The sequence below is a fragment of the Pseudoalteromonas sp. 2CM39R genome (assembly GCF_023161845.1).
The window spans coordinates 51,476-65,526 of sequence record NZ_JALNTM010000014.1 but is presented as its reverse complement, the minus strand read 5'-3'; the positions used below and the strand labels follow the sequence as shown (position 1 = coordinate 65,526).

The following is a 14,051-nucleotide window of genomic DNA, read 5'->3' as shown; positions in this document are numbered from 1 at the left end:
AGTTAATAACTTAGGCTGACTATAAAAAAATAATGGTAAAGCAATGCTTAAAAAAACACTGACCTGTGCGGTTGTAATCGCACTTGCAGGTTGTTCACAACCTGCAGAAAACACTACTCAAAATGAAGTAAAAACAGCTATGAAAGCAGTTAACTCAATAGATTACCCTGAAACTAAAAAAGGCACTGTGGTTGACACTTACTTTGGTGAAACCGTGGCTGATCCGTATCGCTGGTTAGAAGATGATATGAGTGATGAAACGGCTCAATGGGTTAAAACTCAAAACAAGCTTACCTTTTCGTATTTAGAGCAAGTGCCTTACAGAGACACACTCAAACAGCGCCTTGAAAAACTCATGAACTACGAAAAAATCAGCGCGCCGTTTACTGAAGGTGATTACACTTATTTTTATAAAAATGATGGCCTGCAAAACCAGTACGTTTTATACCGCAGCAAAGACGGCGGTGAAGCTGAAGTGTTCTTAGATCCTAATACTTTTAGTGAAGATGGCACCACTTCAATGTCGGGTTTATCATTTTCAGAAGATGGTTCATTGTTAGCGTACCAAATTTCAGAAGGTGGTAGTGATTGGCGTAAAATCATTGTTATAGACACTGAAACCAAAGAGCAGGTAGAACAAGCACTAGTTGATGTTAAATTTAGTGGCGTTAGCTGGCTAGCAAATGACGGTTTTTACTATTCAAGCTACGATAAGCCAGAGGGCAGTGAGCTTTCTGCAAAAACTGATCAACATAAAGTGTATTACCATAAGTTAGGTCAAGATCAAGGCGAAGATACTTTAGTATTTGGCGATACAGCAGAACAAAAGCACCGCTATGTGGGCGCTAGAGCAACCAAAGATGGTCGTTTCTTGTTTATTAGTGCCAGCGTATCAACCTCTGGTAATAAGTTATTTATTAAAGATTTAACCAAGCCAGATAGCGAATTTGTGACTGTAGTGGGTAATACCGACTCTGATACCAGCGTAATTGACAACGAAGGCAGCAAGCTATTTTTGGTTACTAACTTAAATGCACCAAATAAAAAAGTAGTGACGGTTGATGCAAGCAATCCACAGCCTGAAAACTGGCAAGATTTTATCCCAGAAACTGAAAACGTACTTAATGTAACCCTTGGCGGTAATACGTTTTTTGCGAACTACATGGTTGATGCTATTTCAAAAGTGAAACAGTACAACAAACAAGGCGAATTGATCCGCGAAATTAGTTTACCAGGCGTCGGTACGGCGAGTGGCTTTGGCGGTAAAAAAGAGCAAACTACGCTTTATTACTCGTTTACTAACTACAAAACGCCAGGTACAACTTACAGCTTTGACGTGCAAAGCGGTGAGTCAAAAGTATACCGTAAGTCAGGGATAGATTTTAATAGCGATAACTATACCTCTGAACAAGTATTTTATACCTCTAAAGATGGCACTAAAGTACCGATGATTATCACTTATAAAAGTGATATTAAATTAGATGGCAGCAACCCAACTATTTTATATGGCTATGGTGGCTTTAATATAAGCTTAACACCTCGCTTTAGCTCTACAACAGCGGCTTGGCTTGAGCAAGGCGGCGTATACGCAGTTGCTAATATTCGTGGTGGTGGTGAATACGGTAAAGAGTGGCATAAAGCAGGTACACAATTGCAAAAGCAAAACGTATTTGACGACTTTATTGCTGCAGCTGAATACTTACAAGATAAAAAATACACCTCTAAAAAGCGCTTAGCACTGCGTGGTGGTTCAAACGGTGGGTTATTAGTGGGTGCTGTAATGACCCAGCGACCTGACTTGTTTCAAGTTGCGTTACCTGCGGTAGGCGTATTGGATATGCTTCGTTATCATACATTTACAGCTGGCGCTGGTTGGGCATACGATTACGGTACTAGCGACCAAAGTAAAGAAATGTTTGATTATTTAAAAGGCTACTCGCCAATTCATAATGTAAAAGCAGGGGTTGAATATCCGGCGACTATGATCACTACAGGCGATCATGATGACCGCGTTGTACCGTCGCATTCATTTAAATTTGCAGCTGAGCTTCAAGCGAATCAAGCGGGTACAAATCCTACACTTATTCGTATTGAAACCAATGCAGGCCATGGTGCCGGTACACCAACCAGTAAAATTATTGACCTTTATGCCGATATGTACGGTTTTACGCTTTACAACATGGGCATTAAATCACTGTAGTGTGATTTTATAAACTAACGAAAAGCCGAGTTACGTAAGTGACTCGGCTTTTTTATGTTGACTAACCTGAGTTCAGATTAGCTAACTTATTGTATGGGGGAGAACAACCGTTGATAGGTTTTATAAGCGTATTCGTCGCTCATACCGCTTAAATAGTCACAAATAATACGCATACCTTGATTGTGTTTTTCAGCTTCAAGGTACAGTGCCTGCGTGGTTTCGGGTAATAAGCGCAGCGGATCGCTGGCAAACGCAGTAAATAATTCTATGAGTAGGTTTTGCCCTTTAAATTCTATTTGCTGCATTTGTGGGTCGCGTATTAAACGCTGAAATACAAAGTGTTTGAGGATCTGTAGCACATTTTCGTATTGCTGATCTAATTTTGCGGTGTGCTTTAAAATAGGGCACTCAAATTCATCGTTTTGGGTATCTAAATGAATATGAATAATAAAGGTATTCACCAGTTCGCCTATGGCGTCTTTTCGCTCATGTTCATACTTTGAAAATAACCGCTTGGAGAGTGACTCCAGCAAAGTGTTTAACCAGTCATAGTCAAGTGCTTGTAAATGCGGCAATGCATGGGTTAGCCAATCGTCTAAACTGAGCACATCCGTCGCTATGGCATCTTCAAGGTCGTGAACGGCATAAGCAATGTCATCAGCCAGTTCCATAATGGCACTGTCGAGTGATTTATAAAGGGTTTTAGCGCGATAAGCATCTGCGTGTTCTTGGCTAGATAATAACGCTTTATCACTTGCGCTAAGAGGCTCAATAATCCAATTAAATATCGCGGCATCGTCATTGTAAATACCTTTGGCTGGTCGCCAGTCATCGGCTTTTATAAACGCACGCTGTTTATTTTCTTGTGGGATGTTATGCCAAAGGTTATCAATAAAAGCTGGATACTTAATAAATCCTAACAAGGTGCGTCTAGTTAAGTTCATGCCGTAGCCGTTACTATAGGGCTCTAGCTTTGCCACAATGCGCAGTGTTTGTGCGTTACCCTCAAAACCACCATGATCACGCATCATATAGTTAAGTGCAATTTCGCCACCATGCCCAAACGGTGGATGGCCTATATCGTGGGCTAAACATAAGGTTTCGAGCAATCCAGTAGATGGAAAATGTTCAAAGCTTGGATGTTGGACCTTTAAATGGCGTAATATGCCGGTGCCTATTTGCGAGACTTCTAATGAATGGGTAAGGCGTGTACGGTAAAAGTCGTTTAAGCCAATACCCATTATTTGGGTTTTAGCTTGAAGGCGCCTAAATGCAGCAGCATGAATGATTCGTGAGCGGTCGATTTGCCAAGGAGAGCGGTTATCGTTAGGGCGGTGCTTATATTGTTCAATTATTCTATTTTGCCACTGTTTATCCATGTCTCAACCTATCAATTCGTCTTCGGCTTTAGCACTTAGTATATTATAAATTGTAAGTAATAGGTGTATGAATTTTATTCGGTTGTTCAGTATTCGCGTTTATAAAGTGGCTTAGGTATAATGATGTTTCGTATGTATGTGACTACACCATACATAACTTAGAGTTAAATTGAGATAATACATGTTAAAAACTATTTTTCAGTTGTTGTTAGCCGCCGTTGTTATTTGGGCGTTGACCCTTCCGTTTATTGATGCTGATGAACTAGTATCAGACGAGCAAACCAGCTCTAACGACACAAAAAAAGAGAAGAAAAAAGAAAAACCATTGCACAACGTTAAGTTGCCAAAGTTCTCAGAATTCACTGATGTGAAAGAGAAAAAACATGCGTTTTTTAACTTTATTAAGCCTCATGTAGAAGCCGAAAACAAAAAGATTTTACAACAACGTGCAAACCTTGAAATTGCACGCATGATGATAGAGCACAGTGAACCGCTTAGTAAAAAACAAGCGGGCGACATAAAAAAAATACTTAAGTCGTACGGATTACCTGAAACGTTAGATACCATCACCTTAAGCCAAGCACTGCGCCGAGTAGACATCATTCCTAAAGAGATGGCCTTAATGCAGGCAGCCAATGAGTCTGCATGGGGCACTTCACGTTTTGCACGAATCGGCTTAAACTTTTTTGGCCAATGGTGCTACAAAAAAGGCTGTGGCATGGTACCAAGAAGACGTAATAGTGAAGCCGAGCATGAAGTGGCTGCATTCAAATCGGTACGTGCAGCAGTAAGCTCTTATTTTAAAAATATTAATACCCACAATGCTTACAAAGAGCTACGTACTATCCGCGAAGACTTACGCGCACAACAAAAACCAATTTTAGCGACTAAATTAACGTATGGTTTAATGTCTTACTCTGAACGTGGTGAAGCGTACATTGAAGAGCTTAATACCATGATTAATCAAAACCGAGCGTACTTTAATGAATAAGCCGTTATTAAAATTAGTTACAGCCAGCTTTTTAGCAGTAGCAGCTAGTAGTGCCGTTGCTAAAGAATTTGTGATGTCGTATGACGGTTTTTACGACCGTTTAAAAGTGGTAAACAAAGGGGACTTTCAGTACGCCCGCGTAAACTTTTATATTAGCGATATTGGTACTAACGAAGTTTGTAGTATTAAAAACGGTACTATTTTAACTGAAAAAAATGAGTACCCGCTTAATTATACCGACAAAGCGCAATTGTTATTACCGTTCGATAAACAGCTAGATACCGACAAAGCGGTGATTGTAGTTCAGCCAAAAAACCCGGTTCACGACTGTCAGTTAAAGCTACAAATAGAAGCTAAGGAACTAGATGGACTGGCGTTATCAAAGCAATCGTTATTGGTTATTAATAATGAGCTTGAAGAGCTATTAACAGACCTATCTGGCTTTTTTGTTAGCAAACTAATGTGGTTTTTATTACCTGAACAAAAAGGCGTGGTTGTTACCTTTAAAACTCCTAAGCAATTTGATGATGAGCGCATAACGTGCGAAAAGTCAGTGTGTTATTTTGAAGTAACCGATAGCTGGGAAGAAAATACAACCGTATTAGCTGATATTAACGAGGTTGTTAAAGTAACGCCTTGGATAAGTAAGTAATTATATAATTTGTAAACGTATCAAGCGGCATCAACTATGATGCCGTTTTTTTATGGCTAAATTAAATGATGGCAGTGGGAGCTTTGGTTAATAAGCTTTTTTCATCATGGGTGACCACTTTATTTCGGCCTGTTTCTTTGGCAAGATAAAGGCGTTTGTCGGCTTGTAACAACAGTGCTTGCATATTTAGCTCGCGCACTAACATGCTACTTATTCCAGCACTTACAGACAGTGCAATGCTATTACCATTAAAATAAAACGGGTATTCATTAATACTACTGCAAAGCTTTTGAGCTAACAGCCTAGCTTGCGCTAAGTTCTGTTGATTAAGAAAAATAGCAAACTCTTCTCCACCAATCCGAGCAGTAACTCCAAGCTCAAAAAACAATTCGTTAATATGTTGTGCAATCCACTTTATCGCTTCATCCCCGGTTTCATGACCGTATTGGTCGTTCACTTGTTTAAATAGGTCTATATCGAGCATGATCAACGACACTCTGCTGTTAAGAGGCGCGGTTTTAGTTATTTTTTTACATAAACGGAAAAATCCACGCCTGTTTAAAAGTTGCGTTAACGGGTCGTGATTCGCTAGATTGATCAGTCTAGACTCAGCATTTGCAAACTTAATAAACGGTAAAATTAGCGCAGTAGCGGTAGTTAAAAATAAATGCGTTACCAATAACAGCTGTAATCCAAAAGCTAAGCTTGCTTGACTGATTTGGCTTGAGTAGAGCAAAACAAGGAGTACAACTTGCAACAGCATCACCACACTGTGGATTGTAAAACAGGCAACGAGTAAGCGTTGTTGGACTACTGCAACACTTGGAGTTTTAATCATTAAATACGCAGCGTAACTAAATAATACAGCAGTAATAATGCTGGTAATAATTTGCCCTGCATCTATAAGGTACACTCCAAGTAAAAGCGTACAGCACATGGCACAAGCATAGTATAAAGGTGTTAATTTTATCGCGGGTGCTTGGCTTTGTGGTATTAACCCTAAAATAACGAGTAATGGACTTAAAATAATAAAAACGTAAGCAAAAAAGTGGGTTAATAATGGAAACTCAATAAAATCTCTTAAACCAATTAGTGCTATTGCGGTAATAAACGAGCAACAGGCGGTAGCAAAAAATAAATAGCAAGGTTGTTTTTTGTATCTATAAACAGAAAAAAAGAACACAGCAATAAACAAGTTAAGAATAAAACAGAGGCTAATTAATGTAGGTAAATGAAGCATGTTTAAGGGGCTCTTTTAGCTAATTGAAGGCGTTTATACAGCTATAAGTATTAGGTAGTAACACAAAAATAGCAAGAGGGTAAAAAGTATTAACTTTTACCCCCTACTACAAACTTAATCCGTTAAGGTCAGTAGCTAGACTAAACTTTCTAATGCAGCGTCAATTTTAGTAAAGTGAAAACGATAGTTATGGTCTAATGCTTTTTTTGGTACCACATACTGGCCGGTAGTAAGTAAGTCGGCCATTTCACCCATTAATATATTAAGCACCCCAGCAGGCATAGGCATAAACGCAGGGCGTGACAATGCTTTTGCGAGTGATTGGCTAAACTGCTTATTGCTTAGGGGCTCAGGAGCTGTGGCATTAACAGCTCCTGATATTTCTTTATTGCGAATTAAAAATAAAATGAGCTGAACCATGTCATCTATATGGATCCACGACATACCTTGCTCACCATTGCCAATTGGACCACCTACGCAAAGCTTAAATGCTGGTAACATTTTACCAAGCGCGCCGCCTTTTTTAGCCAATACAATACCGGTACGTAATAAGCACACTCGAGTTTCGTCAGACTCAGCCTTTAAAGCTGCTTGCTCCCAATCTTTGCACAGTTGGTGGCTAAATTCATCATGAGGTTCTGTATTGTTTTCATCAACCAGAGTGTCGCCTTGTCGACCATAATAACCAATTGCACTGCCAGATATAAAGGTATGTGGTGGGGTATGGCACTGCTTAATAGCATCACTAATCGCTTGCGTAACAATGATTCGGCTATCGCGAATGACTGTTTTTTGTTTGTCGCTCCAACGTTTATTTACAATAGGCTCACCGGCTAAGTTAATAACAACGTCAACGGTATTAAAATCAACATCTTCAAGGCTATCAACTGCATTTATCTGGTGCCCTAACAATACTTTTGCTTTGGTTGGGTTTCTGCTCAGTACAGTAACATCGTGGTGGTGCAACAAGAAAGGGCAAAGGTGCCTACCAATTAAGCCTGTGGCGCCAGTAAAAAATATATGCATTGCAACTCCAAAATTATAAATAAAGCAGGATGTTTAAAATTTATACTCTCCAGCTCAACGATTTGCAAATTTATACGTACCAATAATTTTTATGATCACCTAGGGTCTGTTGGTCTTTGCGGATTAATATTTGTTCAAACTAGGGGCGATTTAATCGCGGCGCGAGGTTTGTAACCTAGTGGGCTAAGTCAAAACCGAGCAACAAAGAGTTAATTGCCCCTAGGCAGAACCCGAAGGGCAGCGCCTGTTTGGCATTAATGCTGCGTTATCGCCTATTTATGGGGAACAACCACACCACATAGGCTCTGCCTTGCTTTAATACCAAAAAGACGGCTGCAAATCTAATCTTGAAAGGCCAACAGACCCTTAAACATTTCATTCTATTAGCTTTTGCCTTACACTAAAGCCAAATAACAGTAATAGGATAAGAGTATTGGCAAGTTTAACTGGGGTAAATAAAAGCTTAATAATTTTTGCCGCTTTGGTCATTGTGCTAGCGGGTATTAAAGCCGCTAGCGCTATTGTTATTCCGTTTATTTTGGCAGCATTTATAGCCATAATTTGTAGCCCACTTATTAACTTTTTTGCTCGTTACCGTATTCCAAAAGGCATAGCGGTAGTGCTTGTGGTGCTTATTATTATGGGCTTAGGGGTTAGCTTAGGCGGTTTAGTAGGGCAGTCGGTTAACGATTTTTCAAAACAGTTACCTGAATATAAAGCACAATTAAAAGAAGAATTTGTATGGTTGGTTGATGTGGCCTCGCAATACAATATCTTAATTAATAAAGAACAAATTTTGTCTATGTTTGACCCTGGCAAAATGGTTGATGTTGCCACCAATATGCTAACGGGTTTAGGTAGCGTAATGGCCAATATGTTTTTAATTATTTTAACGGTTGTTTTTATGCTGTTTGAAGGGCCGATACTTGGCAAAAAAATTCATTTAGCACTGGATGATCCCGACAGCAAAATTAAGCAAATTGACCGCTTTTTAGACTCTATTAACTCTTATTTAGCCATTAAAACCTTAGTGAGTTTAGCCACCGGTGTAATTGCTGGTTTTTACCTGTGGATATTAGACGTTGATTATTTTGTACTATGGGGCGTATTGGCATTTATGCTTAATTACATTCCTAACATTGGTTCAATCATTGCGGCTGTGCCCGCACTTTTATTAGCGCTTATTACGCAAGGCCCATTAGTGGCAGGGCTCGTCGGCGCGGGTTATTTAACTATTAATACCGTTATGGGTAATATTGTAGAGCCAAAATATATGGGCAAAGGCCTCGGGCTTTCTACATTAGTGGTGTTCTTATCATTAATATTTTGGGGCTGGTTATTAGGCTCTGTGGGTATGCTGCTATCAGTGCCGTTAACCATGATTGTAAAAATAGCGCTAGAAGCTAGTGACGAAGGGCGTTGGTTAGCCACTATGCTTGGCACAGGTGAAGAAACCGTTATCAAATCAGAAGACTAATACCTTACAAAGGCGTGCCTACATAGCACGCCTTTTAAAAAGCTAAGTATCCATTAAATTAACTAAGGCGTTATCTACAGCGTTTATAGCCCCCTCTAAATAGCCAGCTTCTTGTTGTGCAAACTCACTCCCCACAAAATGCACTTGTAACTGTTTAAGCTGCTCGCTAAGCCCTGAAAAATTGAATTCTGGGTGCTGCGACACACCTATTTGGTCATCTTTGTTGGCAATAAATTCATCCTCAGCCCAATCCTTTATAATACAGCTTTTCGCTGTATAGGCTTGTTCACCGTAAAAATAGCTGAGCTGTTCAAGGCAAGCCTGAGTTAATTGTTCTCTGGTTACTTTACTGCGCTGCAAGTAAGGCACGCCAATAAAGCCGAACAAAGCAGAGTGAGAATGCTCACTTGCTGACGCATCATGAACTTCTACCAATGGGCCTACTCGGCTAAAACATTGTCCCGATAAATTTTTATCTCGCCAAAAAGCGTGCTCAAAAGTGGCAATAAACTTTGCTTGGCCAGCCATCCATGTAGGCACCGACGCTAAACGCTGTGTTAAAACATTATCGGCCCATAAATGCGGGGTTAAATGTTGACTGATCATTCTAGGCGGTAATGCCAACAGTAACTGATCGCAAGTATAGTGCTGCCTACTCCCTTGATAATTAGCGCTTATATGCCAGCCATCGGAGAGCTTTTTTACTTCGCTAACAGCGTGCTCTAATTTAACGGTTTTTGGCTCAAGCTGCTGATAAAGCGCATTGATAAGCTCGTCCATACCGTTTTGTATTCTAAATAACTGCATTTCGCCAGCCCCTGCAATTTGCTGTGCAGGAGCGGTTTGTGATGCTTGATACAGCACATCGCCTTGGGTGTATTGCTCAAACACTGGGATGTTTAAAACAGCAACTAACTTTTGAATATTAGGCTGGTGCGGAAATATCCAGGTAGGGCCTAAATCGTGGCTAATGGTGTTACTAGTCGGTAAATAATGAGACGTAATCCTGCCGCCCAAACTGGTTTTGGCCTCTAATAATAAAAACGGAATATCACGTTTTTTAAGGTTGTAAGCAGCATATAAGCCCGCTAAGCCACCACCAATAATAACCACAGGTTTATGCATTTTAAAATCACTTTAGCTAAGTCAATCTACTGGTAGGTAGTTTGTGGTTTTTGCGTGGTTTTGTCAAAATGTTTTAATCAACAAATTCGAGATCGCTTAAAAAGTCGTATATTAACTACAGAGCAAATCAACTTAGATATATAAAAATCCAGATAATAAGCTGTTTAACAATGACAACCAACAGTGTTTATGTATCGCTTATTTCAAATACCTGATGTTTGCTTATGATTATTGAGCATTGCTGCTATCTTTATTTATTACCAGTTCAAATCGCAAATAATATAAACAAGAATAAGGGCAAAAAACTAAAATGACTCAAAATAATAAAATTAACTATATTGAAATTCCTGCACAAAATATTGCAGCTACTAAGACCTTTTTTAGTGAAGTCTTTGGCTGGTCATTTGTAGATTATGGCCCAGAATACTGTAGCTTTGCCGCACAAGGGGTTGATGGTGGTTTCTTTAAATCTGACTTGGTTGTTACTACTAAAAACGGAAGCCCGTTAATTGTGTTATACAGTAATGACCTTGAAGCGACTCAAAATAAAATTGAGCAAGCTGGAGGCAAAATAATTAAGCCTACATTTTCATTTCCAGGTGGTAGACGATTTCACTTTAGCGACCCAAATGGAAATGAATTTGCGGTATGGTCACAGTAGTCACACTGCAAACTATATAAATACAAAAATGCAGCCTTTAAGGCTGCACTTCCAAAACACTAACCACTAAATTAGCAAGCTTCAACACATAATGTTTAATTAGGAGCTGGTTAAAGCCCCATTTTAAGCTGCTGAATGAATTGCTCTATCATTGCTATTTCACACTCTTTATAAGTTACTACAGCTTCTGGTGAATTAGGCTGTTTTAACATGTAACGCCACTGGCAACTTTTTTGAATGTACTTGTCTTTGGCGTTAAGGCTTTGCTTAAACAATGATAAAATGTAGGTGTTACCAGTTTCACTTTCTAATTCGGCCAGTTCAAAGGTACGCTTTTGGATCCAGCTGTCTTGTTGCTGTTGCACTTTATTTAATTTGGCGTCTAAACATTGTGTGTAATCTTTAATTTGCTCGGGTAGGGCATTGTTTTGCAATGTACACTCTTGCGCTGCAGCCATACTTTGCTGCGCCCATAAAAATAAAAGGCTTAAGCTAAAACAAAAGATGTAGTTACTTTTTTTCATGGTAATTAAACTCGAGAATAAATTTTGCACCGCCTAAACGTTGCGACTGAGATATAGTTAACAGCCCGTGATACGACTTAACCAAGTCAGATACAATAGCCATACCAACACCGTGGCCGCTTTCGTAGGTATCTAGGCGCGTACCGCGTTGTAATAACGATTCGCGCTTATCTGGCTTAATGCCTGGGCCGTCATCACAAATGCTTATACTGAGCGTTTTAGCTTGTGAAACATTAATACTGACTTGGGAGCGACAGGCTTTACAGGCATTATCTATTAAGTTGCCTAATAACTCCATTAAATCGGTTTTATCACCTAAAAAGTAATCTTTATCGCTCACTTGGCAATTAAATATAATGTCTTTATCGCGGTATACTTTATTCATTGCGCTTAAGATAGAATCGATAACCGGCTTGATGGGGGTTTGTTTTTTCCATGTATCGGAAGCCCCCGTGGCGGCACGTTTTAATTGGTGCTCGATCATCACATTAATTCTGTCGAGCTGTTCTTGTGCATCTGCATCGTTAGCGAGTGGGCTTGATTTTAAAACAGCTAACGGCGTTTTAAGTGCATGGGCTAAATCGCTAAGAGAGGCGCGGTATCGTTCTTTTTGACGTTGCTGCGACTCTAACAGTAAATTTAGGTCGGCTTTAATCGTTTGCAGTTCAACGGGGTATAAGCCTTTAATTTCTTGAATATCGCCTGATTCAATTGCTTTTATTTCTTTATCTAAACGCTGCAGTGGCCTTGCACTCCAAATAAAACCAATGGCCATTAACCCTGCAATGGCAATTCCCATTATAAACATCCAATCAACTAGGGTCTGTTTAAAGCCATCCATTAAGCGCAGTAGGGCATCGTTACGTTTTAATAAAATAAAGCGTGCTTGCTCTGATTGGTCAATATTATTAAGTATTACCGTTAAACTTAATTGCCAATAAGCAGTGTTGTTATACAGCACACGTCTAAAGTCGGCAGCGCCTGCTTTGGGCTCTATATATTGGGGAACAAAGTTAACGTTAACCGCCGACTCAGAATGCCAAATAGGCACGTCGTCACGGTATATCATGGCGTAGGTGTCTGAGTTTAAATTGTTGAGTTCGGGGGTTAATATAGAGCTGGGCATAATAATGCCACGCTCGGTAAAATCAACTTCGGAAATAAGTGAATACAGGTGTGCTTCGAGGTTTTTTTCGGTGGCATCAACAAGTGACTCATAATACGCTTTACCTATGGAGTAAAACAAAATGGGTAGGGCGACTAACAAAACAAAGACAAGGATAAATCCTTGCCTTATTTTTAACGAAACTTGTGGTCCTACCACTGGCTTTTAAGCCTGTAACCACGCCCACGCAGTGTTTCTACTGGGTTAAGCACGCCATCTGGGTCGAGTTTTTTACGTAAACGTAGTACAAACACTTCAATGACGTTCGAATCAAGGTCAAAGTCTTGGTCGTAAATATGCTCTGTAAGCTCAGACTTTGAAATTACTTTTTGTGGGTTAACCATTAAGTATTCGAGTACTTTGTACTCATACGCAGTTAAGCTCAGTTCTTTGTCGTTTACCCATACTTGTTGTGAACGCGTATGAATTTTAATAGGGCCGGCTGTCATTTCTGGATTTGCTTTACCTGCACTACGACGAATAAGCGCATTACAACGAGCAATCAGTTCTTCAACATGAAATGGTTTAGTTAGGTAGTCGTCAGCACCGGCATCTAAGCCTTCTACTTTGTCTTGCCAGCGATCGCGCGCGGTTAAAATCAAAATAGGAATAGTCACCCCTTGGGCGCGTGCTTTGTTTATTAGTTCAATACCGTCTATTTTAGGTAGGCCTAAATCAACTACAGCCATATCTAAAGGGTATTCAGTGATGTGAAAAAGGCCAGCTTCACCGTCGTGACATAAATCAACACTGTAACGCTCTTTTTCTAATGCATTGCGCAGATTGTCTGCCAAATGTAAATCATCTTCTATTACTAAAATTCGCATTGGTTAATCCTTTTTCACTTCGCCAGTTTTCTTGTTTATTTTCAAATCGACGACGTGGCCGTCAGCTTTTAAAATTCGTACAGTAAAAAAAAGTGTTTCTTCAGAGATCTTTAACGTTGTACCGTCTGTAGTTTGTTTTGCAAGTATTACTGCTTTTTTTTTACTTACCTCAACTTTATCGGTTTTGCTTTTGGTATTGTTTGCATGGGCAAAATTAGCCAAACACACTACCGCGATTAAATTGAGTATTAATAATACACGCATTACGGGACTCCTAGAACAGACCTGCCTAGCTTAAAAACTAAGCCACTAAAACTTTAATACCTTGCTGTGTATTTAAGTTTTTATTAAGCAAAGTTTAATTAAAAATGAGTGAACAAACCCTGAATTGTTGGTTGCAGTTAAACAGGGTGGTCACAGTTTAATTAAGCAGGGAACACTTTTTTAAATGGTTTAACAATAGAGTTTTCATATACGCCACCGGCAACATAAGGATCATCTGCCGCCCATTCTCTGGCGTCTTCTAAAGAATTAAATTGAGCAATCACTAAAGAACCCGTAAAGCCTGCATCTTGAGGTTCGTCACTATCAATAGCTGGAAGTGGACCTGCGGTTAATAGTCTGCCTTCGTCTTCTAGCGTTTGTAAGCGTGCTAAATGAGCTGGGCGAGCCGCTTTACGGTGCTCTAAACTATTTTGGACGTCTGTTGAATAAATCATATACAACATATAAATACTCTCAAAACTTGTTAAATTTAATTAACTGCATACTAGCATAGCGTTGA

14 protein-coding genes are annotated in these 14,051 nt (G+C 39.6%); 5 read left to right on the top strand and 9 right to left on the bottom strand.

Going from position 1 to position 14,051, the window contains the following annotated elements; genetic code table 11:
* The first annotated feature begins 43 nt into the window (after nt 1–43).
* A complete protein-coding gene (locus MTF66_RS26350; protein WP_248529095.1) occupies nt 44–2,200 on the top strand; it encodes a prolyl oligopeptidase family protein in 2,157 nt (718 codons plus the stop codon).
* Between the two features lie 86 nt (nt 2,201–2,286).
* Here the strand turns inward: MTF66_RS26350 and MTF66_RS26345 are convergent, their stop codons facing one another.
* On the bottom strand, nt 2,287–3,579 hold the full coding sequence (locus MTF66_RS26345) for an anti-phage deoxyguanosine triphosphatase (protein WP_010390265.1): 1,293 nt from the start codon (nt 3,577–3,579) through the stop codon (nt 2,287–2,289).
* A gap of 181 nt (nt 3,580–3,760) precedes the next feature.
* On the opposite strand from MTF66_RS26345, the gene MTF66_RS26340 reads away from it, so the two are divergent.
* Nucleotides 3,761–4,570 carry a glucosaminidase domain-containing protein gene (locus tag MTF66_RS26340; protein WP_138595052.1) on the top strand — a complete coding sequence of 270 codons (810 nt, stop codon included), beginning with the start codon at nt 3,761–3,763 and terminating at the stop codon, nt 4,568–4,570.
* A complete protein-coding gene (locus MTF66_RS26335; protein WP_010390261.1) occupies nt 4,563–5,222 on the top strand; it encodes a DUF2987 domain-containing protein in 660 nt (219 codons plus the stop codon). Before MTF66_RS26340 ends, MTF66_RS26335 begins: the two co-directional genes overlap by 8 nt.
* Before the next feature lie 61 nt (nt 5,223–5,283).
* Here MTF66_RS26335 and MTF66_RS26330 read toward each other — a convergent pair whose 3' ends face one another.
* The gene (locus tag MTF66_RS26330; RefSeq protein WP_248529093.1) at nt 5,284–6,462 is read right to left on the bottom strand and encodes a GGDEF domain-containing protein; all 1,179 of its coding nucleotides are present in this window, start codon (nt 6,460–6,462) and stop codon (nt 5,284–5,286) included.
* 135 nt (nt 6,463–6,597) lie between these two features.
* Nucleotides 6,598–7,488 (bottom strand): TIGR01777 family oxidoreductase, encoded by an 891-nt coding sequence (locus tag MTF66_RS26325; RefSeq protein WP_248529091.1) that lies wholly within the window; start codon nt 7,486–7,488, stop codon nt 6,598–6,600.
* A gap of 433 nt (nt 7,489–7,921) precedes the next feature.
* Between MTF66_RS26325 and MTF66_RS26320 the strand changes: the two genes are divergently transcribed.
* Nucleotides 7,922–8,965, top strand: a complete 1,044-nt coding sequence (locus MTF66_RS26320; RefSeq protein WP_010390257.1) for an AI-2E family transporter — start codon at nt 7,922–7,924, stop codon at nt 8,963–8,965.
* A gap of 42 nt (nt 8,966–9,007) precedes the next feature.
* Here the strand turns inward: MTF66_RS26320 and MTF66_RS26315 are convergent, their stop codons facing one another.
* The gene (locus MTF66_RS26315) at nt 9,008–10,090 is read right to left on the bottom strand and encodes an FAD-dependent oxidoreductase (RefSeq protein WP_248529089.1); all 1,083 of its coding nucleotides are present in this window, start codon (nt 10,088–10,090) and stop codon (nt 9,008–9,010) included.
* Nucleotides 10,091–10,400: 310 nt separating this feature from the next.
* Here MTF66_RS26315 and MTF66_RS26310 point away from each other — a divergent pair, with 310 nt between their 5' ends.
* A complete protein-coding gene (locus MTF66_RS26310; protein ID WP_248529086.1) occupies nt 10,401–10,751 on the top strand; it encodes a VOC family protein in 351 nt (116 codons plus the stop codon).
* Nucleotides 10,752–10,861: 110 nt separating this feature from the next.
* Here MTF66_RS26310 and MTF66_RS26305 read toward each other — a convergent pair whose 3' ends face one another.
* From MTF66_RS26305 to MTF66_RS26285, 5 genes are all read right to left on the bottom strand, one after another.
* Nucleotides 10,862–11,209: a hypothetical protein gene (locus MTF66_RS26305; protein WP_248529085.1), complete on the bottom strand. Its 348-nt coding sequence runs from the start codon at nt 11,207–11,209 to the stop codon at nt 10,862–10,864.
* Nucleotides 11,210–11,261: 52 nt separating this feature from the next.
* Entirely contained in the window at nt 11,262–12,599 is a 1,338-nt protein-coding gene (locus tag MTF66_RS26300) for an ATP-binding protein (protein WP_248529083.1), read from the bottom strand.
* Entirely contained in the window at nt 12,593–13,267 is a 675-nt protein-coding gene (locus MTF66_RS26295) for a response regulator transcription factor (RefSeq protein WP_010390247.1), read from the bottom strand. The genes MTF66_RS26300 and MTF66_RS26295 overlap by 7 nt, the downstream gene beginning before the upstream one ends.
* A gap of 3 nt (nt 13,268–13,270) precedes the next feature.
* Nucleotides 13,271–13,531, bottom strand: a complete 261-nt coding sequence (locus MTF66_RS26290) for a PepSY domain-containing protein (RefSeq protein ID WP_010390245.1) — start codon at nt 13,529–13,531, stop codon at nt 13,271–13,273.
* Between the two features lie 161 nt (nt 13,532–13,692).
* Nucleotides 13,693–13,995: a YciI family protein gene (locus MTF66_RS26285; protein ID WP_248529081.1), complete on the bottom strand. Its 303-nt coding sequence runs from the start codon at nt 13,993–13,995 to the stop codon at nt 13,693–13,695.
* Nucleotides 13,996–14,051 lie beyond the last annotated feature (56 nt).

Bases quoted from the DNA above. Each gene is read 5' to 3' on its own strand.
- MTF66_RS26315 (WP_248529089.1), bottom strand. From the start codon at position 10,090: ATGCATAAACCTGTGGTTATTATTGGTGGTGGCTTAGCGGGCTTATAT.
- MTF66_RS26310 (WP_248529086.1), top strand. From the start codon at position 10,401: ATGACTCAAAATAATAAAATTAACTATATTGAAATTCCTGCACAAAAT.
- MTF66_RS26295 (WP_010390247.1), bottom strand. From the start codon at position 13,267: ATGCGAATTTTAGTAATAGAAGATGATTTACATTTGGCAGACAATCTG.
- MTF66_RS26305 (WP_248529085.1), bottom strand. From the start codon at position 11,209: ATGGCTGCAGCGCAAGAGTGTACATTGCAAAACAATGCCCTACCCGAG.
- MTF66_RS26340 (WP_138595052.1), top strand. From the start codon at position 3,761: ATGTTAAAAACTATTTTTCAGTTGTTGTTAGCCGCCGTTGTTATTTGG.
- MTF66_RS26325 (WP_248529091.1), bottom strand. From the start codon at position 7,488: ATGCATATATTTTTTACTGGCGCCACAGGCTTAATTGGTAGGCACCTT.
- MTF66_RS26350 (WP_248529095.1), top strand. From the start codon at position 44: ATGCTTAAAAAAACACTGACCTGTGCGGTTGTAATCGCACTTGCAGGT.
- MTF66_RS26345 (WP_010390265.1), bottom strand. From the start codon at position 3,579: ATGGATAAACAGTGGCAAAATAGAATAATTGAACAATATAAGCACCGC.
- MTF66_RS26290 (WP_010390245.1), bottom strand. From the start codon at position 13,531: ATGCGTGTATTATTAATACTCAATTTAATCGCGGTAGTGTGTTTGGCT.
- MTF66_RS26335 (WP_010390261.1), top strand. From the start codon at position 4,563: ATGAATAAGCCGTTATTAAAATTAGTTACAGCCAGCTTTTTAGCAGTA.
- MTF66_RS26330 (WP_248529093.1), bottom strand. From the start codon at position 6,462: ATGCTTCATTTACCTACATTAATTAGCCTCTGTTTTATTCTTAACTTG.
- MTF66_RS26285 (WP_248529081.1), bottom strand. From the start codon at position 13,995: ATGTTGTATATGATTTATTCAACAGACGTCCAAAATAGTTTAGAGCAC.